This is a genomic window from Acidovorax sp. 107 (genome assembly GCF_003058055.1).
Classification (GTDB): domain Bacteria; phylum Pseudomonadota; class Gammaproteobacteria; order Burkholderiales; family Burkholderiaceae_C; genus Acidovorax.
This window is the reverse complement of sequence record NZ_QBTZ01000001.1, coordinates 160,951-185,481: the sequence shown is the minus strand read 5'-3', so window position 1 is coordinate 185,481 and position 24,531 is coordinate 160,951. Positions and strand designations below refer to the sequence as shown.

The 24,531-nt window shown below is 67.1% G+C and carries 23 protein-coding genes; 14 read left to right on the top strand and 9 right to left on the bottom strand.

Annotation, left to right across the window (positions count from 1 at the left end; all coding sequences use genetic code 11):
• Positions 1-73: 73 nt before the first annotated feature.
• The 5 genes from C8C99_RS00835 to C8C99_RS00815 form a co-directional block, all read right to left on the bottom strand.
• Positions 74-613 carry a hypothetical protein gene (locus C8C99_RS00835; RefSeq protein ID WP_056637659.1) on the bottom strand — a complete coding sequence of 180 codons (540 nt, stop codon included), beginning with the start codon at positions 611-613 and terminating at the stop codon, positions 74-76.
• A 111-nt stretch (positions 614-724) separates the two neighbouring features.
• Entirely contained in the window at positions 725-2,209 is a 1,485-nt protein-coding gene (gene tldD / locus C8C99_RS00830; protein ID WP_108624634.1) for a metalloprotease TldD, read from the bottom strand.
• A gap of 91 nt (positions 2,210-2,300) precedes the next feature.
• Positions 2,301-2,639, bottom strand: coding sequence for a YegP family protein (locus C8C99_RS00825; protein WP_108624633.1), 339 nt, complete (start codon positions 2,637-2,639; stop codon positions 2,301-2,303).
• Between the two features lie 94 nt (positions 2,640-2,733).
• Complete coding sequence (rodA, locus tag C8C99_RS00820) at positions 2,734-3,909, bottom strand: rod shape-determining protein RodA (RefSeq protein WP_056637389.1); 1,176 nt, start codon at positions 3,907-3,909, stop codon at positions 2,734-2,736.
• A gap of 29 nt (positions 3,910-3,938) precedes the next feature.
• Positions 3,939-6,377 (bottom strand): serine/threonine protein kinase, encoded by a 2,439-nt coding sequence (locus C8C99_RS00815; protein WP_108624632.1) that lies wholly within the window; start codon positions 6,375-6,377, stop codon positions 3,939-3,941.
• 113 nt (positions 6,378-6,490) lie between these two features.
• Between C8C99_RS00815 and C8C99_RS00810 the strand changes: the two genes are divergently transcribed.
• Positions 6,491-7,075 (top strand): YqiA/YcfP family alpha/beta fold hydrolase, encoded by a 585-nt coding sequence (locus C8C99_RS00810; protein ID WP_056637395.1) that lies wholly within the window; start codon positions 6,491-6,493, stop codon positions 7,073-7,075.
• A gap of 30 nt (positions 7,076-7,105) precedes the next feature.
• Here C8C99_RS00810 and C8C99_RS00805 read toward each other — a convergent pair whose 3' ends face one another.
• The gene (locus C8C99_RS00805) at positions 7,106-8,701 is read right to left on the bottom strand and encodes a Wzy polymerase domain-containing protein (protein WP_108624631.1); all 1,596 of its coding nucleotides are present in this window, start codon (positions 8,699-8,701) and stop codon (positions 7,106-7,108) included.
• Positions 8,702-8,791: 90 nt separating this feature from the next.
• On the opposite strand from C8C99_RS00805, the gene C8C99_RS00800 reads away from it, so the two are divergent.
• The 4 genes from C8C99_RS00800 to mtgA are packed head-to-tail and all read left to right on the top strand — an operon-like array spanning position 8,792 to position 13,413.
• Positions 8,792-10,867 carry a ribonuclease catalytic domain-containing protein gene (locus tag C8C99_RS00800; protein WP_056637397.1) on the top strand — a complete coding sequence of 692 codons (2,076 nt, stop codon included), beginning with the start codon at positions 8,792-8,794 and terminating at the stop codon, positions 10,865-10,867.
• Positions 10,868-10,909: 42 nt separating this feature from the next.
• Complete coding sequence (locus C8C99_RS00795) at positions 10,910-11,770, top strand: TonB family protein (RefSeq protein ID WP_056637400.1); 861 nt, start codon at positions 10,910-10,912, stop codon at positions 11,768-11,770.
• Between the two features lie 45 nt (positions 11,771-11,815).
• Positions 11,816-12,661 carry a shikimate dehydrogenase gene (gene aroE / locus C8C99_RS00790; protein ID WP_108624630.1) on the top strand — a complete coding sequence of 282 codons (846 nt, stop codon included), beginning with the start codon at positions 11,816-11,818 and terminating at the stop codon, positions 12,659-12,661.
• Between the two features lie 17 nt (positions 12,662-12,678).
• Complete coding sequence (mtgA, locus tag C8C99_RS00785; RefSeq protein WP_108624629.1) at positions 12,679-13,413, top strand: monofunctional biosynthetic peptidoglycan transglycosylase; 735 nt, start codon at positions 12,679-12,681, stop codon at positions 13,411-13,413.
• Positions 13,414-13,440: 27 nt separating this feature from the next.
• On the opposite strand, the gene C8C99_RS00780 is transcribed toward mtgA, so the two are convergent.
• The gene (locus C8C99_RS00780) at positions 13,441-14,895 is read right to left on the bottom strand and encodes a cytochrome P450 (RefSeq protein ID WP_233247135.1); all 1,455 of its coding nucleotides are present in this window, start codon (positions 14,893-14,895) and stop codon (positions 13,441-13,443) included.
• Between the two features lie 76 nt (positions 14,896-14,971).
• On the opposite strand from C8C99_RS00780, the gene C8C99_RS00775 reads away from it, so the two are divergent.
• Genes C8C99_RS00775 through C8C99_RS00755 form a run of 5 tightly spaced genes read left to right on the top strand, consistent with a single transcriptional unit; the run spans position 14,972 to position 18,824 of the window.
• Entirely contained in the window at positions 14,972-15,883 is a 912-nt protein-coding gene (locus C8C99_RS00775) for a helix-turn-helix domain-containing protein (protein WP_233247134.1), read from the top strand.
• Positions 15,884-15,937: 54 nt separating this feature from the next.
• A complete protein-coding gene (locus C8C99_RS00770; protein ID WP_108624628.1) occupies positions 15,938-16,699 on the top strand; it encodes a 1-acyl-sn-glycerol-3-phosphate acyltransferase in 762 nt (253 codons plus the stop codon).
• Positions 16,700-16,759: 60 nt separating this feature from the next.
• Positions 16,760-17,752, top strand: coding sequence for a phosphatidate cytidylyltransferase (locus tag C8C99_RS00765; RefSeq protein WP_108624627.1), 993 nt, complete (start codon positions 16,760-16,762; stop codon positions 17,750-17,752).
• Between the two features lie 57 nt (positions 17,753-17,809).
• Positions 17,810-18,358: a crossover junction endodeoxyribonuclease RuvC gene (ruvC, locus tag C8C99_RS00760; RefSeq protein ID WP_056637423.1), complete on the top strand. Its 549-nt coding sequence runs from the start codon at positions 17,810-17,812 to the stop codon at positions 18,356-18,358.
• A 40-nt stretch (positions 18,359-18,398) separates the two neighbouring features.
• Positions 18,399-18,824 carry a hypothetical protein gene (locus tag C8C99_RS00755; RefSeq protein WP_146185996.1) on the top strand — a complete coding sequence of 142 codons (426 nt, stop codon included), beginning with the start codon at positions 18,399-18,401 and terminating at the stop codon, positions 18,822-18,824.
• 72 nt (positions 18,825-18,896) lie between these two features.
• Here the strand turns inward: C8C99_RS00755 and C8C99_RS00750 are convergent, their stop codons facing one another.
• Positions 18,897-19,382 carry a CZB domain-containing protein gene (locus C8C99_RS00750; protein WP_015015652.1) on the bottom strand — a complete coding sequence of 162 codons (486 nt, stop codon included), beginning with the start codon at positions 19,380-19,382 and terminating at the stop codon, positions 18,897-18,899.
• A 204-nt stretch (positions 19,383-19,586) separates the two neighbouring features.
• Between C8C99_RS00750 and C8C99_RS00745 the strand changes: the two genes are divergently transcribed.
• A complete protein-coding gene (locus tag C8C99_RS00745) occupies positions 19,587-20,615 on the top strand; it encodes an LLM class flavin-dependent oxidoreductase (RefSeq protein WP_108624625.1) in 1,029 nt (342 codons plus the stop codon).
• Between the two features lie 15 nt (positions 20,616-20,630).
• Here the strand turns inward: C8C99_RS00745 and C8C99_RS00740 are convergent, their stop codons facing one another.
• Positions 20,631-21,380, bottom strand: a complete 750-nt coding sequence (locus C8C99_RS00740) for an SDR family NAD(P)-dependent oxidoreductase (protein ID WP_108624624.1) — start codon at positions 21,378-21,380, stop codon at positions 20,631-20,633.
• A gap of 241 nt (positions 21,381-21,621) precedes the next feature.
• On the opposite strand from C8C99_RS00740, the gene gspF reads away from it, so the two are divergent.
• From gspF to C8C99_RS00725, 3 genes are all read left to right on the top strand, one after another.
• Positions 21,622-22,854 carry a type II secretion system inner membrane protein GspF gene (gene gspF / locus C8C99_RS00735; protein WP_108624623.1) on the top strand — a complete coding sequence of 411 codons (1,233 nt, stop codon included), beginning with the start codon at positions 21,622-21,624 and terminating at the stop codon, positions 22,852-22,854.
• A gap of 4 nt (positions 22,855-22,858) precedes the next feature.
• Entirely contained in the window at positions 22,859-23,785 is a 927-nt protein-coding gene (locus C8C99_RS00730) for a 5'-nucleotidase (protein WP_108624622.1), read from the top strand.
• A gap of 211 nt (positions 23,786-23,996) precedes the next feature.
• On the top strand, positions 23,997-24,410 hold the full coding sequence (locus tag C8C99_RS00725) for an EF-hand domain-containing protein (RefSeq protein ID WP_108624621.1): 414 nt from the start codon (positions 23,997-23,999) through the stop codon (positions 24,408-24,410).
• The last annotated feature ends 121 nt before the right edge of the window (positions 24,411-24,531 follow it).

Genomic DNA, 24,531 nt, shown 5'->3' with positions numbered 1-24,531 from the left:
CGCAGTTCGGCACCCTGCGCATGTTGCAAACGCACGACAGACCGCCACTCAACAGACATCAAGCCCGGGCGATTCATCGGCGCCCGCCCCGAAACCACGCACGCAGGCGCTGCAATGCCGAGGGCTTGCGGCGCGGTTGCGCATCCTGCAGGTCGCTCGCGGGGTCGCTCTGGTGTTCGTACATGTCGATGAGCAGCAAGGCCTCACCCAGCGTGCGCCAAGCCAGCAGTTCGAATTGGTCAAAGCTGGCGCGCTCCTGAGTGCTACGGCGCTCCAGCATCTGCTGCCAGCCGGCAATGGCGTTGCGCAGCTCCCGGAGGGCGCGCTGGTAGGCGCCAAACTCGTACAGCGCGTGCCATGCGGAGCCGAGGCCGGTCAAAAAGAGCTGGTGCTCACGTGCACTGTGCGACAAGGCCACCACGCGGCGGGTGATCTCGGTGGTGTCGGTGCTGGTGCGGCGGGTGCGCACCGCCTCGTCGATCTGCATGGACAACACACCCAGGCTGTCGCGCAGTTGGCGCGAATCCTCGTCCGCAACGCCCTCGCGCAAAAAACGGCTGATGTCTCCAAACGATTGGAGCGTCAGCAATTGACTGGGGCGCGTGGCAGGCATGGTGTCACCCATTGTGCGCTGGCCAACACGCAGTACAAGCCCCAAAAAGCGGGTGAAACCGCGAAGTCACGCGCCACACCCGCTCCGCCGCCAAAGCTGACAACGCAACCCTCAGGCCGTGCCGCCCACGGTCAGGCCTTCGATACGCAGCGTGGGTTGACCCACGCCCACGGGCACGCTCTGGCCTTCCTTGCCACAGGTGCCCACGCCGCTGTCCAGTCGCATGTCGTTACCAATCATGGTCACCTTCTTGAGCGACTCGGGGCCGCTGCCGATGATGGTGGCACCTTTGACGGGGTACTGGATCTTGCCGTTCTCCACCCAATACGCCTCGCTGGCCGAGAACACAAACTTGCCCGACGTGATGTCCACCTGTCCACCCCCGAAGTTGCTGGCGTACAGGCCCTTCTTGATGCTGGAGATGATCTCTTGCGGGTCTTTGTCGCCGCCCAGCATGTAGGTGTTGGTCATGCGCGGCATGGGGATATGGGCGTAGCTCTCACGACGACCGTTGCCGGTGGGTGCCACGCCCATCAGTCGCGCATTCAGTGAATCCTGGATATAGCCCTTCAAGATGCCGTCCTCGATCAGCACATTGCGCTGGCTGGCGTGGCCTTCGTCGTCCACATTGAGCGAGCCGCGGCGGTCGGCGATGGTGCCATCGTCCAGCACCGTGACGCCCTTGGCCGCCACACGCTGGCCGATGCGGCCGCTGAACGCGCTGGAGCCCTTGCGATTGAAGTCGCCTTCCAGCCCGTGGCCGATGGCCTCGTGCAGCAGGATGCCCGGCCAGCCCGAGCCCAACACCACCGTCATCTCGCCCGCCGGGGCGGGACGCGATTCCAGATTGACCAGGGCCGCGTTCACGGCCTCATCGACATACTTGCCCATCTGCTCGTCGTCGAAATAGGCCAGGCCAAAACGGCCACCGCCACCAGCGGAGCCCATCTCACGGCGACCGTTCTGCTCGGCAATCACTGTGACCGACAGCCGCACGAGCGGTCGCACATCGGCCGCCAGGGTGCCGTCGGCGCGCGCCACCAGCACCACGTCGTATTCGCTGGCAAGCCCCGCCATCACCTGCGCCACGCGCGGGTCCTTGGCGCGGGCGCGCTGTTCCAGCCGCTCCAGCAGCGCTACCTTGGCGGTGCTGTCCAGCGAGGCAATCGGGTCCACACCGGGGTAAAGGCTGCGGCCAGCCGCTACCTTTTTAGGAGCAACCCGCACTTTTCCTGCCTGCGCTACAGACGAAATAGACCGCACGGTGCGCGCTGCATCCAGCAGCGAAGCCTCGGAGATGTCGTCCGAATAGGCGAATGCCGTCTTCTCGCCGCTGACGGCACGCACCCCCACCCCCTGGTCGATGCTGAAGGAGCCGGTCTTGACGATGCCCTCTTCCAGGCTCCAGCCTTCGCTGCGGGTGTACTGGAAGTACAGGTCCGCATCGTCCACCTGGTGGGTGCGGATCTCGGCCAGGGCACGGGCGAGGTGGCCCTCATCCAGGCCGAAGGGGGTCAGCAGCAGTTCACGGGCAACATCGATGCGCTGGCTGGTGGCAGCGCGCTGGGGCGCGGCAGTGGTAGAGCGGGAAGTCATCGGGGCATTTTAGGCGCGCGATCGTCCCTGGATGGCCCTGGGCCTGCATGCCCCCACGCAGCCCCTGTGCGCTGCGGGCCAGCTCGCGGCGTCAAGCAGCCGTCTGGTCGTCCAGCCCGGCCTGCGCGGCATGGACCTGCACCGACTCGATGCCCTCATCCCGCGCCCTGGCACCCGAATACATCTGGCTTTGCCCGATCACCTGGCCATTGCCCGCCTTGAGGGTGAAATACGGCGCCCCGTTCTTGGCACTGAGCCGGCCAAAACGGCCGTCGTTCGGAGCGTTCTTGCGCACCGCCTCGATGCCACCCAGCGCGCTGGCGCGAGATTCGTACATCTCGCTGGTCAGGATGACCTGACCGTTGGCGGCCAGCAGGTTGAAGACAAACTTGTCGTTCTTCGACTTCTTGAGCTCGAACTTCGCCGCCATGGGGAAACCCTCCGGATGCTGAGTGGCCAAAACACGGTTGGCCAGCCGGTTTGTACCCCGAGGGCGTGTTGCGGGCAACCGCGCCCACAAGGCCCTACAGCGCGGCGGGGAGAGGGTCCTTGGTTTCCTGCTTCTGGGATCGCGCCACCGACATCAGGATGCCCAGCGCCAGCCCCAGGGTGACCATGGCGGTGCCTCCATAGCTGACGAAGGGCAAGGGGACACCCACCACCGGCAGGATGCCACTGACCATGCCCATGTTCACAAAGGCATAGGTGAAGAAGATCATCGACACCGCGCCCCCCATGAGGCGGCCAAACAAGGTACTGGCGCCCGCCGCAATGGCCAGCCCCCGCCAGACCAGCAGCAGAAAACACACCAGCAGGAACAGGTTGCCCGCCAGACCAAACTCCTCGGAATAGGCGGCAAAGATGAAGTCGGTCGTGCGCTCGGGAATGAACTCCAGATGGGTTTGGGTGCCCGCCATGAAGCCCTTGCCCCACAGGCCGCCCGAGCCAATGGCGATCATGCCCTGGATGATGTGGAAACCCTTGCCCAGCGGGTCGCGGGTGGGGTCCAGCAAGGTGCAGATGCGCTGCTGCTGGTAGTCGTGCAGCACCACCCAGCGCACGCCATCCGCGCACAGCTGGTCGCCCAGCAGCACCAGGGTAGCGATGCCCACACCGCCGATCAGCACCGGCGGCAGGATCAGCTTCCAGGACAGGCCCGCAAAGAAGATCACCGAGAGCCCCGCCGCCAGCACCAGCAGCGACGTGCCCAGGTCAGGCTGCTTCATGACCAACCCGACCGGAATGGCCAGCAGCAGGCCCGCCGCGGCAAAGTCCAGCGGGCGCAGCGTGCCCTCGCGCTTCTGGAACCACCAGGCCAGCATCAGCGGCATGGCAATCTTGAGGATTTCACTGGGCTGGATGACGATGCCCACGTTGATCCAGCGCGTGGCGCCTTTTTTGGTGATGCCAAACAGCGCCACCGCCACCAGCAGGGCCACCCCGGTCAGGTACAGCGGCACGGCGCAGGCCATGATTTTCTGGGGCGGCACCTGGGCCACCATGAACAGGATGGCCCCCGCGATCAGCATGTTGCGCCCATGGTCCACAAACCGCGTGCCGTGGTCATAGCCAGACGAATACATGGCCAGCAACCCCGCACAGGCCAGCAGCAACACCAGCAACAGGAGCGGAAGGTCAAAACCCCGAAACAGGGGCACCAGACGCTGAACGAGCGTGGGCTTTTCAAAAACAACGGCCATCCCCCGATTATCGGGTGGATGCCACCGCGTCACCCCGCCTGCCGGAAGGCCATCACCGCCTGGTTGCGCAGGGTACGCAGCAGGCCCAGGGCCTTGTCATCCACCACAATGCCGCCCGCCGTCGCCTGGTCGGCGTAGATGAGGGCAAAGGGCTGCCCCTTGATCTGCAGCGGCAGCAGCAGAAACGACGGCGCATTGATGCCCTTGCGGTACCAATCGGGCAGCCGCGCCTGCATGCGGGGCTCGGTGGCGTCGTTGATCAGCGTGTCGGCGCCGCGCAGGCACACGGCGGCAAACAGGTCACCTTGCGCCTTGAGGGGCACCTTGAGAGACCGCACGGCCACCTCGCTGCCCTCACCCAGGCCAAAGCGGCCGGTCAACATGTCGGTGCGGGCCTCGCGCAGGCAAAACACCATGCGCCGAAAACCCAGGGCACGGAACATGGTCTCCAGGATCATTCGCAGCACATCGTTGAGCTGAAAACTCTCCACCATCGCGTTGGTGATGTCCTGGATGCCCGCAGCCAGCACTTCATTGACCTGCGCCACAGACACTGCCCCACCCGCCTGGGATTCGAGCACAGCGGGCAGGGGCTGTGTTTCCGTCACCCGCAACTCGTGGGCGCCCAGGGCGTCATCGGGTGCGGCCTGCGCCGCGGCAGCCGATGGCAGCTTGAGCAGGCGGGCCGCCGGGGTGTCGGGCGCCACACGCAGGTCCAGCGCCTCGGCCAGTGCCACCAGTTTGTGGCGCGCTCGCAGCGCGGCGTCGGCAATGGCCTCGGCTGACAGCGCCAGCGTGCGTGCGTAGCGCGTGCCAACCTGGCTCAACTGCCCCTCCAGTTGGGCGGGTTCGCAAAACAGCAGGGTAGTGGCCACCTCGTTGGCAGCCAGGGCGGCCCAACGCAGTCGCTCCACGCCCTGTTCAGGCGAGCGCTGCGTGGGCGAGCCCAGCGGCTTGCGCATGCAGCGCTGCAAACTCTCAGGCAGGCCCCAGACGCGTGCCACGCCCACCCCCAGGTCCTCAAACCCCAGGCCCAGCACCTGCACGGAAGCAGCCTCTTCCCTGCCCTCCATGCGCCCCGAGGCCACCAGGCTGCGCACCTGCCGGGCTTCCTCCGGAAAGTAGAACTCGCACAGCATGCGCCCCAGGTTCTGGAACATCGCGCCGATGAAGGCCTCTTCGGCCGCCTGGCTGGTGCTGCACAGCTCGGCGGCCACCGAGCCGGCCATCATGGCGCGCAGGAATTCCTCGCGCATCTGGCTGGCGTGGGCCTTGTCCTGCATGTGGTCCAGCAGCACCAAGCTCAGCGCCATGTTGCGCACCGCATTGAAGCCCACCAGGCTCACCGCACGCGAGACGGTACTGATGGTGCCCCGGCTGGCGTGGGCGTAATGCACGCTGTTGACAAGGCGCAGCAGCTTGTTGGTGAGCGCCACGTCCTTCAGGATTTCGTGGGTCAGGTCGCTGATGCTGTCATCTTCCGAATTGGCCACGCGCTGGATGCGCGCCACCGAGTCCGACAGCGCCGGGAAGTCGCTCTTGTGCCGCATGCGCCGGAGCAAAAAATCGAGCGTGGCATTGCTGGAGGCTGTGGGTGCACTGGCCGGTGCCGCCCAGGCACGCAGCGCATCCCGAAAGTCTGCCGCCGTGGCGTAGCGCTGCGCAGGTTCACGCGCCATGGCGCGCTGCAGGATGGCACGCAGGCCGTCGTCCACCCCGGGCCCCAGGTCAGCGGGCAACACCAGGGTGTCATTGGCAATGCGGTACAGCGCCTGCCAGGTGTCCTTCTGGTGGATGAGAGGGCGCCCCGTGAGCATCTCGACGAGCACCAGTGCGGCGGAATACACGTCCATGGCGGGGGTGGGCGCGGCGCCGGCCGCTGCCTCAGGCGCCATGTAGGCAGGCGTGCCGCTGGCCAGTTGGGCGTCCGGGCCGGCATGCACAGGGGCGGCCAGGCCAAAGTCCATCACCCGGGCGTGGCGATGGGCGTCAATCATGATGTTCGACGGCTTGAGATCCCGGTGCACGATGCCCGACTGGTGGGCGGCATGCAGGCCATCGAGCACATCCACCATGAGGGCCACGGCGTCGTGCGGTGTGCAACGCCCTTGCTGGGCCAGGTGCTCGGCCAGTGTGAGGCCCGGCACGTACTCAAAAACGATGTAGGGTTGCGCGCCCTGCACGTCGGCCTCGAACACCGGCACGATGTAGGGATGGGCCAGGCGCCCCACATGGCGCGCCTCGCGCAGCCACTGTTCCAGCACCGACGGGTCCTGGTCCTGCATGGGGCGCATGAGCTTGATGGCCACCTCGCGCTGCAGGCGCGGATCCAGCGCCAGCCACACGGTGGCCTGTGCCCCCCTGCCCAGTTGCTTCTTCAGCTCAAACCGGCCCAGCGAGGCAGGCGGCTTGTCGCCTGATCCGAGCGCCCATCGTCTGGCAGTGGAAAGCGGGGCAAAATCGGTCATGGTGCGGGGTAGCAAAACAGGCGCCGCACGGTGTGGCGCCCCGGTACCCACATCTTATGCCTGCGCCAGCCCGGTAAAAGCAGTGATTCCCCTGCCCCGATCACTTTCTGCCCATGACCACCACCCACCTGCTGTACCTGCACGGCTTTCGTTCATCCCCCTCCTCCGCCAAGGCCCGCCAGACGGCCGCCCATCTGGCAGCGCACCACCCCTCCGTCACCGTCTGGTGCCCCCAGTTGCCACCATCGCCCCGGGCCGCCATGGCGCAGGTGGCACAGGGCATTGCCGATTGGCCCCGCAACTCCATGGCCGTGATCGGTTCGTCGCTCGGCGGCTTCTACGCCAGCTGGGTGGCCCAGCACGCGGGCTGCCCTAGCGTGATGCTCAACCCCGCCGTGGACCCGGCGCGCGACCTGGCCCGCTACATCGGCGAGCAGACCACCTGGCACAACCCGAACGAGCGGTTTTACTTTTTACCGGAGTACATCGCGGAGCTGCAGGCCCTGGACATGCGGGGCCGCCCGCCCGCTGCGCCGGAACTCGCCATCATCGCCAAGGGCGACGAAGTGCTGGACTGGCGCGAGATGGTGGGGCGCTACCCCCAAGCGCAGCAGGTGGTGCTGGAGGGGGGTGACCATGCGCTGGGCAACTATGGGGAATACCTGCCTTTGGTCAGCCAGTTCTTGCGGCTGGCCTGAGCGCGCTGCGGCCGTGCGCAGCACATCCGGTCAGGGCTTCAGATGTGACGAAAGCCGCCGCCCCTGCTCCCGCCAGCGCGCATAGTCCGCCGGGTACGCAGCGCGGTAACGCTTGAGGTGAAACGCCGCCTCGTCATCCAGCCCCAGCATCGTGGCGCTCTCGATCAGCGGCTCGATCACCCGGGGCTCGGGCGAGAAGTGCAGCAGCTTGTTGGCCACCGCAAAGACCTGGCCCGCGTTGCTGGGAGAAAGCTCTATCGTGGTCAGCAGCGCAAAATCGACCTGGTCGGTGAAGAACGGCGTGTCGCCTACCTTGCGCACCGTGTCATTGCGCAGGGATGGCGGGCGTTCGGCGAGCGGTTTGTAGAGCTGACCAACGCGGTAAAAGTCCCAGCCTGCATAGGCTCCCAGTGCCAGCGCCGCCACAATGACGGCCGCCATCACCCGGCGCGCGCCCACAGATGTGGCCCAGCTGGGCAACTGCCAGCGCCACAGCAACGCGATGGCCAGCACCGTGACCAGCTGGAACGGCCCGTACCACAACGGAAACTCCAGCAGGCTGTGCAGGCCCACCAACGCCAGGATGCCCCAGGCCAGTTGCCGCGCAGGATCGGCCTCACGCCAAGGTTGCTCGCGCAGCACCCACACCACCACTGCACCACACAGGGCCAGCGCCACCGGCACGCCCAGCTCCACCGCCAGGTGCAGGGGCAGGTTGTGCGCGTTGTCCAGCAACACACAAAACCGCTCGCCCGGAAACAGCGTGATGTAGTGCGCGTAGTCCAGCTCGCCCCAGCCCCAGCCCGCCCAGGGCTTTTGCGCAATCAAATGCAGTACGTTGGCCCACAACACACGACGGCTGGTGCAGCCTGGCTCTTCGTCCAGGATGCGCACAAACAACCCATCCGAGGCAAACCCGGTCCAATCCAGCAGTAGACGGGGCAGCCACCACGCCGCCGCACCGTACAGCACCAGACCAACCACGCCCAACCCCAGCACCAGGCGCCCCCATGACGCGCGCCAGCACAGCATCAGACCCAGCATCAACAGCCACTGCGCCGCCCCAGTGCGCGACGCTGTGGCCGCACCCGACATCGCGAGCAATGCCAGCCCCCAGGCCATCAGCAGACCGATCAGCCAGCCCGGCCACTCCATCCGCCCACGCGGTGGCGCAGCGTGGGACGGGCGTTCCAGATGCCCCCGCACCTGCACCAGGCCCCACAGCAAAGCCCATACGCCCAGACTCAGCAGCGTCGCCTGCTGATTGCGCTGGCGCAGGTTGCCAACGGCCTGCCCCAGGGTAGAGGGCTGCATCCCCGGCAGTCCGGGGTCGCCCTGAAAATACTGCAGCAGCCCAATGACCGCCGCCACCAGCGCCGCCACCAGAAGGCCGGCCGCCAGCAGCCTGCTCGACACCAGGGCTGGCGCAACCCCGGTCTCCCCCTCCTGATCCTGCGCCTGCGAGCCGCCGGAGCGCGCCAAGGCCAGCAGCACCAGCACTGCGCCGCAGACCCAGGACGCCAGCAAGGGCCAGAAATTGTTGATGGGCGCCTGCGCGAAACAGAACAGGAAAGGCAGCGCCAAAGCCAGCAGTGTCAGCGGCGTGGCCATGGTGGCAAAGGGCATGGGATGGCAGGTAGGGGCAAAAATGACGCGCCGTGGATCATATGCGCCGCTACCAGGGAGCCTGATGGCGCCCATGGGACAATCGCCGCCATGCACGCATTGTTTGAAGAAGCCGGCAAATTCCTCGCCGGCCGTATCCTGTCCGAAGCCGATACCTCCGCCCAGGTCGAGCTGGACTCTGGCAAACGGGTCAAGGTCAAGGCCGCCCACATCCTCCTGAAGTTCGAAAAACCCGCCCCGGCAGAACTCGTTGCCCAGGCCCAGGCCGTGGCCGAGACCATCGAACTGGATCTGGCCTGGGAATTCGCGCCCGAAGACGAGTTCGGCTTTGCCGACCTGGCGCGCGACTATTTCTCCGACAACGCCACCCTGGCCCAGCAGGCCGGTGCGCTGTTCCGCCTGTACGACGCGCCGCATTACTTCCGCCGCGCGGGCAAGGGCCGTTTCAAGAAAGCATCGGCCGAGATCCTGCAGCAGGCGCTGGCCGCCATCGAGAAGAAGAAGGCCCTCCTCGCGCAGATCGACGAATGGGCCGCGCAACTGGGCCGGGGCGAATGCCCGCAGCCCATCCGCGACCAGCTCTACAAGATTCTGTTCAAGCCCGACAAGAACGCGCCCGAGTACAAGGCCGTGGTCGACGCCAGCCGCGCCACGCACACCGCGCCGCTCGACCTGCTGCAAAAGGCGGGCGCCATCGATTCCAGCTACCAATTCCACTGGAAGCGGTTCTTGTTCGAGAACTTCCCCAAGGGCACGGGCTTTCCGGCCGTCACGGCGCCCGTCATTGCCGACGAGCTGCCGCTGTCCACCGCGCAGGCGTACTCCATCGATGACTCTCAGACCACTGAAATCGACGATGCGTTGTCCGTCCAGGGCCTGGGCACCGGCACCGTGGTGCTGGGCATCCACATCGCAGCGCCCGGCCTGGCCATCCAGCCGGGCAGCGCCATCGACCAGCTCGGCCGCGCGCGCCTGTCCACGGTCTACATGCCGGGCTACAAGATCACCATGCTGCCCGACGACGTGGTCCAGACCTACACGCTGGACGAAGGCCGCGCCAACCCCGCCGTGTCGCTCTACGTCACCATCGACGAAGCCACGCTGGAGTTCAAGGGCTCCGAGACCAAGCTGGAGCGCGTGCACGTGGCCGCCAACCTGCGCCACGACCAACTCGACAGCGTGGTGACCGAAGAATGGCTGGCCGATCCGTCGTTTGAACACCAAAACGACCCCAAGCGCTTGTCCGAATTGCGCCCACAGCTATCATTTTTGCACCGCCTCGCCAAGGACCTCAAGGCCCGCCGCGAGGTGGTGCGTGGCAAGCCCGAGAACTTCAACCGGCCGGACTACAACTTCCGCCTGGTGGGCAACAACGGCGCCGAGCCCACGGGCAGCGAGCAGGTGCAGATCAGCGTGCGCCAGCGCGGTGCACCGCTCGACCTGATCGTGGCCGAGGCCATGATCGTGGCCAACAGCACCTGGGGCAGCTGGATGGCGGAGCTGGGCGTGCCCGGCATCTACCGCAGCCAGGCCAGCATGGCGCCGGGCGTGAAGGTGCGCATGGGCACCAAGGCGCTGCCGCACGCGGGCATCGGCGTGAAGGCCTATTCGTGGGCCACGTCGCCCCTGCGCCGCTACACCGACCTGGTCAACCAGTGGCAGATCATTGCCTGCGCGCGCCACGGCAAGACGGCCGCGCTGGCCGCGCCCTTCAAGCCCAAGGACGCCGACCTGTTCTCCATCATCAGCAGTTTTGACGCGGCCTACAGCGCCTACAACGGCTACCAGGCGGGCATGGAACGCTTCTGGACGCTCAAGTATGTAGAGCAGAACGGCATCACCGAGCTGAACGCCACCGTCTTCAAGGAAGGCCCGGGCGGCAGCTTCTTGGTGCGGGCGGACGATATTCCGCTGGTCTTCCCGGTGCTGGGCGCGCAGAACCTGCCGCGCGGCGCGCGCCTGAAGGTCAAGCTGGGTGAGGTGGACGAGATCACCCTCGATATCCACGGCACCGTGATCGAGCGCCTGGACGACCCGGCCGACACCAGCGACGACGGCCCGGTGGACGATGCCGAGGACGACGACACCGTGGCCGGGCCGATTGCGATTGCCGTGGACGTGAACGAGGCACCCGCCGACGCCGCTGCGGCAGCCACGGCGCCCTGATATCCCCCGAACCCCTTGAATCCCCCTTGATAATTGCCGGCGATGAAACTCCCCGCCTTCCTCCGCACCTTCAGCACGCTGCAGCTGGCGCTGGGCGTGTCGATTGCCGTGCACGCCGCACTGATCTCGGTGCGCTTCATCGACCCTGAGGGCTTCAACCGCGTGTTCCAGGACACGCCGCTCGAAGTCATCCTGGTCAACGCCAAGTCCAATGAGCGCCCCGACAAGGCCCAGGCGATTGCCCAGGCCAACCTGGCAGGCGGCGGTGACGCAGAGAAAGGCCGGGCCACCAGCCCGCTGCCCTATACCGCGCTGACAACGGTCGGGGACGACTTCGAAGAAGCCCAGCGCAAGATGGATGCGATGCAGGAGCAGCAGACCCAGTTGCTGGCGCAGCTGCGCAAGCAACTGGCGACCATGCCCGCGCCCGACCCGCGCCAGGCCGCCCAGAGCGCCGACCAGGCCAGCGAGCAGGAAAAGCGCCGTCAGCTCGTCAAGCTGCTGGCCGAGATCGAAAAGCGCATCAACGAAGAGAACTCGCGCCCCAAGAAGCGCTACATCAGCCCCGCCACGCGCGAAGAGGCCTACGCCGTGTACTACGACGCGCTGCGCCGCAAGGTGGAAGACAAGGGCACCGAGAACTTCCCCGAGCAAGGCGGCAAGAAGCTGTACGGCGAGCTGACGATGATCGTCACCGTCAACCACGACGGCCGTGTACTGGGCACCGAGATCGCGCAAGGCTCGGGCAACGCCACGCTGGACCGCCGTGCAGAAGCCATTGCCCGCGCCGCTGGCCCGTTCGGCCCCTTCAATGCCGAGATGCGCAAAAAGGCCGACCAGATCGCGATGGTGGCGCGCTTCAAGTTCACCCGCGACCAGACCCTCGAAACCAGCGTCCGGTAGTTCCCGGCACGGCTCCGCACAGGGCCACCCCCACAAGCTTTTGCCATGAGCCAATCCCCCGATCTGTACTGCGTGATGGGCAACCCTGTCGCCCACAGCCGCTCGCCCGCCATCCACGCCCGTTTTTCCGAGCTGACCGGCGAACACATTGCCTACGAGCGCCGTCTGGTGCCCATGGATGGTTTTGCCCAGGGCGTGCGCGCGTTCGCTGCAGAGGGCGGTCGTGGCTGCAACGTCACCGTGCCCTTCAAGACCGAAGCGCCCGCCCTGGCCACCGAGTGCAGCGAGCGCGTGCAGCTCGCCGGCGCAGCCAACACCCTCACCTTCCGCGCCGACGGCAGCATCTACGCCGACAACACCGATGGCCTGGGCCTGGTGGCCGACATCACCCGCAACGCGGGCGTGTCGCTGGCCGGGCGCGATGTGCTGCTGGTGGGCGCGGGGGGCGCCGCCGCGGGCGTGCTGGGCCCGCTGTTGCTGGCGGGGGCCCGCCACATCACTGTGGCCAACCGCACCCTGGCCAAGGCGCAGGCGCTGGTGCAGTCGCACAGCGCCCTGGCAACGCTACAAAAAACAGAGCTGTCAGCGCAAGACCCACTAGCGCTATCGACCAATTTCGACGTCATCATCAACGCCACGGCCAGCAGCCTCTCTGGCGGCGGCATCCCGGTGCTCGCCAGTGTGCTGCGCCCCGGCGCCCTGGCCTACGACATGATGTACGGCCCCGCTGCGCAAGGCTTCCTCGACTGGGCGCGCCAGCACGGCGCCGTGCCCCGCGACGGCCTGGGCATGCTGGTGGAACAGGCTGCTGAAGCCTTCTTGCTGTGGCGCGGTGTACGCCCGCCTTCGGCCCAGGTGCTGCGCGAAATGCAGCCATCCACCGCCGCCTGAACCCCGGGGACGCCACGATGAAAGCCGTGTTGCGCTGGCTGGGACTGCTGTTGATCGCCTTCGTGGCGCTGCAGCTGTTCTTTGTGTTGCGCATTGCCGCCATGGAGGCGATCAACCCCGAGTCCACCACCTTCCAACGCTCCGAAGCCTGGACGCTGCTGGCCAGCAAAGGCCATGTGCCCTGGCGCCAGCAGTGGGTGCCGTATGCCAGCCTCTCCGACCACCTCAAACGCGCCGTGATCGCATCGGAAGACGATGGTTTTGTGAACCACGATGGTGTGGACTGGAACGCCATCGAAAAGGCCTGGGAGCGCAACGCCAAGGCCGAAGCCCAGGCCAGCAAGGCGCAGGCCCGCGCCCCCGACCGCCCCGTGCGCACAGCCAAGATCCGCGGCGGCTCCACCATCACCCAGCAACTGGCCAAGAACCTGCTGCTGTCGGGCGAACGCACGCTGCTGCGCAAGGGGCAGGAATTTGTGCTCACGCTGGCGCTGGAGCAGTTGCTCTCCAAGCAGCGCATCCTGGAGATCTACCTCAACAACGTGGAATGGGGCGAAGGCGTGTTCGGCGCCGAGGCGGCCGCGCAGCATTACTTTCGCAAGAGCGCCAGCCGCCTGAGCACCGCCGAGGCCGCACGCCTGGCGGTGATGCTGCCTGCGCCCAAGCGGTTCGAGAAAACGCCCGGATCTGCCTACCTGGCGGGGCGCACGCGCACGATCCTGGCACGGATGGGCGGCGCGGAGCTGCCCTGAACATCGTCCACACGTAAGCAGCGCGCCTTATCGCCCCTGCGGCGCCTCGCGCCGCTGCAGCCACAGCGCAGACGGCCCCTCTGGCCGCAGTGTCACTTGAAACCTGGGCGCTCCCACGGCGCGCCCCTCCAGCAGCCGCACCGTGTAGCGCTGCAGCAGCATGGCCGCCAACAGCGTCATCTCGAGCATCGCAAAGTGCTGGCCAATACACACACGCGGCCCCAGGCCGAACGGAATCCACGCGCCCCGGGGGATGGGTGGCGCGCCGTCCAGAAACCGCTCGGGCGCAAAACGGTCCGGCGCGACAAACCAGCGCGCATCGCGGTGCAGCACCCAGGGAGTGATGCGCAGCATGGCGCCTTGGGGCACCGGCACGCCGCCCAGCGTGATGGGCGCAGTGGTGCGGCGGCTCATCAGCGCGGCAATCGGTGGGTACAGGCGCAGCGCCTCTTTGAGCGTGGCGCCCAGCCAGGGCAGCTGGACCAGGTGCTCGGGACCGGGGGTGCCGCCCTTCAGCACGGCATCGACCTCGGACTGGGCGCGCTGCGCGGCTTCGGGGTGCTGGGCCATGAGCAGGGTCCACCACAGCAGCGTGGTGGCACTGGTTTCGTGCCCCGCCTGGAAGCTGACGATGCACTGGTCAAACACATCTTGCGCCGACAAGGCATCGCCCGTTGACTCATCACGCAAAGCCAGCAGCATGTGAAGCAGGTCTGAGCGGTCCGGGGCCCCGGGTGCGGCCACCTCGGCCTGGCGGGCGTGGATGTGGCGCCAGACCAGCCTCTTCAACGACCGGATCGCGCGCCGCTTGGCGGCCTTGCCCGGCAGGGGCAGCCAGTCGGGCAGGGTGAAGGGCATGAACATTTCGCGAAAGGCGGTTTCCGACAGCGTCTGCGTGGCCCAAGCGGCTTCGCGCGCATCGGCCTGCGCAGAGGTGCTGAACAGCGTGCGCAGGATCACGTCCATGGCCACGTCCGTCCACAGCGCATCCACCGCCACCTGGGCGCCGGCCTGGCCCGGGGGCACGGCCGCGTCGAGCGCGCTGCGGGCGGCATCGGTCATCAGCTGCGCGTAGCCTGCCACCCGCTTGGGCGTGAAGGCGGGCATCAGCATGCGGCGCTGGCGCTGCCAGGTGGCGCCCTCAGTCACCAGCACGCTCTGGCCAAACACTTCCTCGAACACCTCCATGCCACGCTCCCAGCGGATGAGCTGGTCGGCATGGGTGACCAGCGCCTCGCGCACCAGGTCGGGATGCATCAGGTCCCACGCGTCTTCGTACCCCAAGCGCATGCGGGTCAGGTCGCCATGCTCGCGCTGCAGCTGGGTCACAAAACCCAGGTAGTCGGCCCGCATGGCGCGCAGCAGCGGCAGGCCCCACCAGCGGCTGCGCGGGCCGCCGGGCTGAATGGGAGTGGGTGGAACAGTGGGGGCGCTGGCAGAGGCCGTGGCGGCAGGCGCGACAGGGGCGGTGGTCGAGTTCATGCCACGCATGCTGCAGCGCAGCAGCCGGGCCGTATTGAACGATTGCGACAGCCCCCGTCGCCTACACTCGCGCCCCATGGCAAGCTTGGCCCCCCTCTCCCCCCGGCACCCCGCCGGGTTGATCCCCTCGGGCGAACTGTGGCTGCCGCGCGCCAGCCTCACTGCCTGCGTGCGGGCCGCCATGGCGCGCAGCACGGTGGGCCACACGCTCAGCGATGCACAGCGCATCAACCGCTTTCCGGCCTCGCCGCTGTGCAGCCTGAGCTGGTGGTTTGAAGGCCGCGGCGAGGCCCTGGTGGCCGAGCGCCCCGACACCATGCCCACAGAGCACAGCCCGCGCGAGGCCTACCCCGGCCGGTGGGTGCTGGCCGGCCCGCAGACCCGCCCCACCTCCAGCTACTGCGCAGGCCCCACGCACGCCATGATGGTGATGTTCATGCCCGACGCGCTGAACCAACTCACCGGCGTGGACCCTGGTGCCCTGACCGACCGCATGGTGGACGCGCAGTCCGTCTTGCCGCCCGACTGGCTGGCCCTGTGCGAGACGGTGCAGAACCTACCGGACAACGCTACGCGTATGCAGCACCTGGAAGACTTCCTGGAGCCCCGCTGGCAAGCATGCCGCCCCGCACAACCCTTGCCCACACAGCGCTACGGCGACTGGGCCGCACACCTCGCACAGCGCGCCGCCCTGTCCGCCCCTGGCCGCAGCCTGCGCCAGCTGGAGCGGCGCATCAAGCGCTGGGCCGGGCTGCCCCTTCGTGAGCTGCGCGGCTTTGGCAAGGCCGAGCAGGCGTTCTTTGACACCATCGCCGTCGACGCCGCGCAGGGCTCGGTCCAATGGGCCGATGTCGCGGCGGGCGCGGGGTTCTCGGACCAGTCGCACCTGTGCCGCGTCACGCGCCGCATCACCGGGTACGCGCCACAAGCGCTGTACAACGGTATCTATGGCGACGAGGCGTTCTGGGCGTATCGCATCTGGGTGTAGCGCCGCACCGGCCCTTGCCGGGCATGCGGGCCCAGCGCCCGTATCATCCCCGCCATGCTTGCCAAGTTGATGAGTCTCCTCCTGCTGGGAATCGTGCGGTTTCTCACCGGCTCCCAGGCCCGCTGGTACGGCTGCCCGCCCAAGGCCGAGCAGCGCATCTATTTCGCCAACCACCAGAGCCATGCCGACATGGTGCTGATCTGGGCCGCGCTGCCCGAGGAGCTGCGCAGCATCACGCGGCCCATCGCCGCCAAGGACTACTGGACCAAGACGCCGTTCCGGCAGTGGATCACCACGGCCGTGTTCAACGCCGTGTATGTGGACCGACAGGCCACGCCAGCGCGGCCCGCAGCGCCCGCGGCCGCCGATCCCACCGTAGCTCAGGCCCCAGCAGCCGATGCAGACACTGCGGCCGCCGGTGGCCCCGACCCCTCACCCGAAGTCCCGCCGCGCGCGCCCACGCCTGAGGAGCTGCGCGCTGCCCTGCCCGAATCCGACCCGCTGGCCCCGCTGGTGCGCGCGCTGGAGAGTGGCGACTCCATCGTGATCTTTCCAGAGGGCACGCGCGGCCATGGCGACGAGCCCCAGGCATTCAAATCCGGCCTGTTCAAGCTGGCCCAGATGTTTCCGCAGGTGGTGCTGGTGCCCGCCTGGATCAACAACGTGCAGCGCGTGATGCCCAAGGGCGAAGTGGTGCCCGTGCCCATCCTGTGCTCGGTGACCTTTGGCACGCCCATCCAGCTCGAAGCGGGTGAAGAGCGCCGGCCCTTCCTGGACCGCGCGCGCCGCGCCGTGATTGCGCTGCGGGAAGTCTGACCATGACCCGTCCGAAGCCCCTGCCCTTGCCTAACGCCGCTCTCGCGGGAGCGCGCTGACATGAACCAATTTCTGCGCAACCTCACCGCCACCCAGCAGATCGGGGCCTTGTTCCTGGTCGTGTTCGGCATCCTGTCCATCGTCACGGTGTGGGCCTTTGTGCGCAATCTGCGCGAGCACGCCAGCGACGACCCCGAAGCCGAAGCCCAGGCCCTGGAGGCCAAGCGGTTCTGGGGGCTGCTCAAGACCTCCTGGGTCATGGCCACCGTGTTCTGGGTGGGTTGGGTGCTGGGCGAGACGGTGGCCACCGTGCTGTTTGCCATCGTGGGCTTTTTTGCGCTGCGCGAGTTCATCACTTTGTCACCCACGCGCCGGGGCGACCACCGCAGCCTGGTGCTGGCGTTCTTTGTGGTGCTGCCCCTGCAGTTCTGGCTGGTGGGCAGCAAGCACTTCGACCTGTTCACGGTGTTCATCCCCGTGTATGTGTTCCTGGCGCTGCCGGTGGTCAGTGCCCTGGCCAACGACCCGCAGCGGTTTCTGGAGCGCAATGCCAAGCTGCAGTGGGGCATCATGGTCTGCGTGTACGGCATGAGCCACGTTCCCGCGCTGCTGCTGCTGGACTTTCCGGGCTACCGTGACAAGGGCGCGTTTCTGGTGTTCTTCCTGGTGTTTGTGGTGCAGACGTGCATGCTGGTGCAGCACCTGCTGGGGCGACGCTTTCCGCACAAGCCGGCGGCACCGCAGGTGAGCCAGAGCTTTCAGTGGACGAGCTGGCTGGCCGGCGTGGCCGCCGGCGGCCTCGCGGGCGGGCTGCTCACCTTCATCACCCCCTTCAAGCCCGGCCAGGCGCTCGGCATGGCCCTGCTGGCCTGCGTGGCGGGCAGCTTGGGGCACCTGGTGATGAAGGCGTTGAAACGCGACCGCGGCATCACCAGCTGGGGCATGCAGGGCATGTCCGTCACGGGTGCGGGTGGCCTGCTCGACCGCGTGGATGCCCTGTGTTTTGCAGCGCCCGTGTTCTTCCATTCGGCACGCTGGTACTTCGGTTTGTAGAAAATCGGCCGATAGCGCTAATCCCCATTGCCCCAATAGCTATAAAAACGAGAGCAAATGCGCATCCTTGGTATTGACCCCGGCCTGCAGACCACCGGCTTCGGCGTGGTGGACATGGACGGCCACCAACTCAGCTACGTGGCCAGCGGCACCATCCGCACCACCACCCTCGCGCTGGGCGACTTGCCCGGGCGCCTGAAGATCCTGTTCGACGGCATCACCGAGGTCGCAGCCCGCTACCAACCCGATGTGGCCTCGGTCGAAATCGTGTTCGTCAACGTCAACCCCCAGTCCACCCTGCTGCTGGGCCAGGCACGCGGCGCCGCCATCACCGCCCTGGTGGCCAGCAACCTGCCCGTGGCCGAATACACCGCGCTGCAGATGAAAAAGGCCGTAGTCGGCCACGGCCGCGCTGCCAAAAGCCAGGTGCAGGAGATGGTGCGGCGCCTGCTGCAGCTGCCGGGCCTGCCGGGCACGGATGCGGCCGACGGCCTGGGCATGGCCATCACCCATGCGCATGCCGGGGCGGCCATGGGCCGCTTGGGCGAAGCTGCTACCCTGAACCGCCGCCAGCATGCCATGTACAAGGATGGGCGCAGCTATTGAGCGACCCTCTGCGCGCCCCACGAACCCACCTCAGCCGGCCATGAGCGCCTCCGCCCCTCCTCCCACCCCAGCCGTGCTCTCCACGCCCGATGATCGGCCGGCATTCCTGTTCGTGAAAATCCCGCTCACCCGGCACACCGTGGACCCGCTGCACCAGCGCGAAGACCGGATTGACCAGGCTCTGCGCGCCCGGGGAGTCGGCATGGTGATCGGCTGGGGCGACTCGCTGGGCGCGGCGCGCACGGATGGCAAGCGCATCGCGGAATTCATCCGCATCGACATCACCGCCCCGGTACTGGACCATGCTCGGGTAGCGCTGCACGCCTTGCTCCCCGAACTGGACGCACCCATGGGTACGCAGATCCACTACACGCTGGATGGACAACACCGCATGGATGTAGCTACCGAATTCGGGTGGCAATTGGCTGTCCCCCCGCCCGCCACGGAGCCGCCCGGCGGACGGTAAGCGGTAGGCCACGGGCCGGGCCGCTAGAACGTGGTTACGCTCTGAGGGCGGCGTCTCCAGCATCTGCAGGGCTTACCGCCCCAATCCGCGCTTGAGCTCCTTGAGCAGCAACAGCACCTGGTTGGACGCGTGGCGGCAGCTGCCGTTGAGCAGCTGCGCCGCCTTGGGCTGGTCGCCCGACTGGAAGGCCGTCACCACATCGGCCGCCTGCTGGTGAAAGTATTTGTGCCGCGCCACCAGCATGTCGAACGCGGGGTAATGCCCCAGACGCACCCGGCCTGTGCCGTAGAGCCAGCGGCCCAGGTCGCAGCGGTCGTCCTGGCAGATGCGCTCAGGCCGCATGACCTCGTCGGAGCGGCCGTTGACCATGTCCTGCAGCTGCAGGCGCCAGCGCTCGTGGCTGGCGATGGCGGCATCGATGTCGATCTCGGTCATGAGCGTGGCCGCGTACTCAGCGTCCAGCACCAGTTCGCTGCCGTTGTCTTCCATGGCCCAGGTGGTCTCGGGGCTGGTGGGGTCCTGCTCCCGGATCTTGAACAAGCGGCTGAAAAAACCCATGCGTCATCCCTTTTGCGCGACTGGCCCGCGCAGCGCAAGATGGCAGCCAGCGCGGAAATGTCTTGAAACATTCTGTGGTGCCTCCGCCGTTTTGGCTACCAAAAAATGACCCTCTGGTAAAAATCGGCGCAGGCAACCCTGCTGCCACTGCCAGCTCTACGCCCACCGCCTGCGCAAAAGCCGCGCGCGCCGGACAATCCGGGGATGACCTCTATTCCCCGCCGCCCCGCCCTGTCCATGCTTGACCTGGTTGCCGTCCGCGAAGGCGGCACCGTGGCCGACGCGCTGCAGATTGCGCTGCGCACTGCCCAGCATGCCGAAAAATTGGGCTTTGCCCGCTACTGGCTGGCCGAGCACCACAACATGGCGGGCATTGCCAGTTCCGCCACCGCCGTGCTGGTGGGCCATATTGCCGGCGGCACCTCGCGCATCCGCGTAGGGTCGGGCGGCGTGATGCTGCCCAATCACGCCCCGCTGGTAGTGGCCGAGGCCTTTGGCACGCTGGCCGAGCTGTACCCCGGCCGCATCGACCTGGGGCTGGGCCGTGCGCCGGGCACCGACCCCACCACCATGCGTGCGCTGCGCCGCAACCGGGTGGAGACCGAAGAAGACTTTCCGCGCGACGTGGCCGAGCTGCAGCGCCTGCTGGCCCCTGCCGAACCCGGCCAGCGCCTGATCGCCATGCCCGGCGCGGGCACCAATGTGCCGATCTGGTTGCTGGGCTCCAGCCTGTTTTCTGCCCAACTGGCGGCCGAGCGGGGCCTGCCGTATGCCTTTGCCTCGCACTTTGCGCCGCGCCTGCTGCACCAGGCCATTGACCTGTACCGCAATCTGTACCGTCCCTCGGCCGCTTGGCCCAAGCCCTATGTGGCCATTGGCGTGCCGTTGATCGCTGCCCCGACGGACGAAGAGGCCGACTATCTGGCCAGCAGCACCTACCAGCGGGTGCTGGGCATCTTGACGGGCGACCGCCGCCGCCTGCTCCCGCCCATCGAAGGCTACGCCGCGCGCCTGCAACCGCAGGAGCGTGCAGCGATTGGCGACTTTCTGGCCGCAGCCGTGATCGGCGGTCCGGACACGGTGCGTGCGGGGCTGGCGCGCCTGAGCGAGGCCACCGGCGCCGACGAGCTGATGCTGGTGAGCGACGTGTACGACCCTGCGCTGCGCTTGCGCTCGCTGGACATCGCGGCCCGGGCGCACGCCACGCTCGGCCAGGCCGCCACGCCGGCCTGAACGCCTGTTCGCGCTTCAGCGCGCGAGATAACCGCCATCCACCAGGTAATACGCCCCGGTCACGAACGACGCCTTGCTGGACGCTAGCCAGGCCACCAGCTCGGCCACCTCCTCGGGCTGCCCCAGGCGGCCGATGGGGTGGGCGCTGACCAGCATGGCGTTGATGCCGGCGTCCTGCTCCAGCCCACTGATCATGGGCGTATGGATGAAGGCGGGCCCCACGGCGTTGATGCGGACACCCTGGGCGCTGTATTCCAACGCCGCCGCCTTGGTGAGGCCCAGCACACCGTGTTTCGCGGCGGAGTAGGCAGGCGACGTGGCGAACCCTACAACGCCGAGGATTGATGCCATGTTGACGATGGAGCCCCCTCCGTTCTTCAGCATCGCGGCGATCTGGTACTTCATGCCGTAGAACACGCCCGACAGGTTGATGTTGATGACCTGCGCCCAGCCGTCCAGCGGGTAGTCGGCCGTCGGCGCCTGCGGGCCACCGATGCCCGCGTTGTTGCAGGCCACGTCCAGGCGGCCGTAGTGGGCGACGGTGCGCTGCACCAGCGCCTCGCAGTCCCCGGGCTTGCCCACATCAGCCGCCACAAAGATCGCATCGCCCCCGGCCGCGCGCACCAGCGCGGCGGTTTCCTCGCCTGCCTGCACATTCACGTCGGACACCACCACCTTGGCACCTTCGCTCGCCCACACCAGCGCAATGGCGCGCCCGATGCCCGACGACGCGCCCGTTACCAATGCCACCTTGTTCTTCAGCATGAAAGACCCCTTGTTCGTTCAAAACGCCTGCAACCCGATGCCACAGATCACTTTTTATTCTGCGCGCGCAGTGCGTCAGCACCTTGACCTGCGTCATGCCCCAGGCAAGGGTGCAGGCGGGCAGCGCTTGGCCTTGGGTAGCGGCTACCATCAGGGGCTGCGGGGCCCGCGGCGGATGTCTGTCCGTTGTTGGACCGCCTGATTTCCAAACTGACGCCCCATCACCCACGCCCGCATCTGCATGCCTGCTTTTTCCTTTGAAGCCCTGGACGCCCAAGGCCAGACCCGCAAAGGCCTCCTGGAGGCCGACACCGCCAAGGCCGCACGCAGCCTGCTGCGGGCCCAGGCGCTGGTGCCGCTGGCGGTGGAGATGGTGCAAACGGGCCAGTCGCTGGACGGCCGGTCCGCCAGCCTGGGCCAGCGCCTGTTCACGCGGCCGGTATTCAGTGCGACCGGGCTGGCCATCTGGACCCGGCAGATCGCCGGGCTGGTGTCGTCGGGCCTGCCGCTGGAGCGCGCGCTCACCGCGCTGTCCGAAGAAGCCGATGATGAGCGCCAGCGCCACCTGGTCGCCGCGCTGCGCGCCGAGGTCAACGCGGGCGCCACCTTTGCCCGCGCGCTGTCGCAGCACCCGCGCGAGTTCTCTGACATCTACTGCGCCGTGATCGGTGCGGGCGAGCACAGCGGCAACCTGGGCCTGGTGCTGGAGCGCCTGGCCGACGACCTGGAAGAGCGCCAGGCGCTCAAGGCCAAGCTGGTGGGCGCCGCGCTGTACCCGGCCATCGTGACCCTGGTGGCCATCGTGATCGTGCTGTTCCTGGTGGGCTATGTGGTGCCGCAGGTGGCCAGCGTGTTTGCAGGCACCAAGCGTGCGCTGCCGTTCCTGACGGTGGCCATGCTGGGCCTCAGCGCCTTTGTGCGCAGCTATGGTTGGGTGATGCTGATCGCTTTCATTTTGATAGCAATTGGAACAAGATGGGCGCTCACTATCGACCATATTCGCGAGAAATTCGATGCCGCCTGGCTCAATCTGCCCCTGGTGGGCAAGCTGGCGCGCGGTTACAACGCAGCACGGTTTGCCGGCACGCTGGCCATGCTGGCTGGCGCCGGGGTGCCGATCCTGAAGGCCTTGCAGGCCGCCGCCGAAACGCTGAACAACCGCGCGCTGCGTGCCGACGCGCTCGACGCGCTGGTGCTGGTGCGCGAAGGTGCTCCGCTGGCATCGGCCCTGGCACAGAAAAAGCGCTTTCCGGGCCTGCTGTCGATGTTTGCGCGCCTGGGCGAGCAGACCGGGCAACTGCCGGTGATGCTGCAGCGTGCGGCGCGCCAGCTCTCGGCCGAGGTGCAGCGCCGCGCCATGGCGCTGGCCACCATCCTGGAACCCCTGCTCATCGTGGGCATGGGCCTGATCGTGATGCTGATCGTGCTGGCCGTGCTGCTACCGATCATCCAGCTCAACCAGTTTGTGAAGTGACTTTATGGCTGTAACGCTCGACGACAAGCTGGTAGTCGCCATCTCCTCGCGCGCGCTGTTCAATTTTGAGGAAGAGAACCGCGTCTTCGAGCACGACAACGACCGCGCCTATGTGGACTTGCAGCGCCAGCGGCTCGACGTGCCCGCAGCGCCGGGCGTGGCGTTTTCGCTGGTGCGCAAGCTGCTCGCGTTCAACACCTCCGAGCACCAGCGCGTGGAGGTGGTGCTGCTGTCGCGCAATGACCCGGTGAGCGGCATGCGTGTGTTCCGCTCCTGCCATGCCCATGGGCTGCCGACCATCCAGCGCGGTGTGTTCACCCAGGGGCGCGACCCGTTTCGCTACCTGCGGCCGCTGGGCGCGCACCTGTTCCTGTCCGCCAACGAGGCCGATGTGCGCGAGGCCCTGCACCTGGGCTACCCCGCAGCGCGCGTGGTGACGGAGTCGGTGCAGGCCGGCGACTCCAACCCCCACGAAGTGCGGATTGCCTTTGACGGCGACGCGGTGCTGTTCTCCGATGAAGCCGAGCGCGTGTACCAGGCGGAAGGGCTGGCCGCCTTCCAGCAGCATGAGACCGACAAGGCCGAGCAGCCCCTGCCCGACGGCCCGTTCAAACCCCTGCTGGCCGCCTTGCATCGCCTGCAGTCGGCGGGCGAAGCCGGTGGCACCGGCATGCGCATCCGCACCGCGCTCGTCACTGCCCGCAGCGCCCCCGCGCACGAGCGCGCCATCCGCACGCTGATGGACTGGAAGATTGCGGTGGACGAGGCGATGTTCCTGGGTGGCCTGCCCAAGGGTGAGTTTCTGCGCGAGTTCGAGCCCGATTTCTTCTTTGACGACCAGACCGGCCACGTCACCTCGGCAGCACGCCACGTGCCTGCGGGCCATGTGAACAGCGGCATCTCCAATCCGGTGCGGGTCGCGGGGGCCTGACCGCTGAAGTCCCCGCTACGGGGTGGGTTGCAGTGGCAGCCGCTGCTATGCGGCGCCCATGCCCTGCGAAAAGTTCTGCAAAGTCTTGCAACGCGTGGTGAAACCCTGCAAAGCCCCAGTTGCAAACCGCCGCCATCGCCCCTCATGTGCCACCATGGACGCTGAGACTTCGAAGGAGAACCCCTTGCGTATTCGCACTCACCGGGCATCCATGGGGCTGCAACGATCCGTCCTGGCGACGGTGGCCCTGTTGGCAGCCTGTGCAGCCATGGCACAAACACCCTCGCCTTCACCCGTGCCCGCTTCTGCCGCTCAGGCGGAGACCCATGCCGCCACAGAGCCGGCGGCGGTGAGCCCGGGCGAACTAAAGGCCCAGCGTGAATTCAAGATGCTGGACTTCAACGGCGACGGCAAGCTCAGCCGCTCAGAAGTGAAACTGTTTCCGCGCCTGGCGGCGGCCTTCGACGAGGCCGATACTGACGGCGATGGCTTTGTGTCGTATGCAGAAGTGCGCGCCTTCGCCGCCAAATACCGAGCCGAGCGTGATCGCCAGCGTGCTGCAGCACAAGCGGCGGCCACACCCGCAGTTCCCACGGCACCGCCAGCGCCAGAGGCCCGCCCTTGAGAAACGGCATTGGCAGGTTAGCAGGCTGTCAGGCCTGAAAGTCAGAGAAATGAGCCCAATCGGCTTGAAGCGCCATTGGAATATGCGCCAATAGCTATTTATTTAATAGCAAAACTGCCGT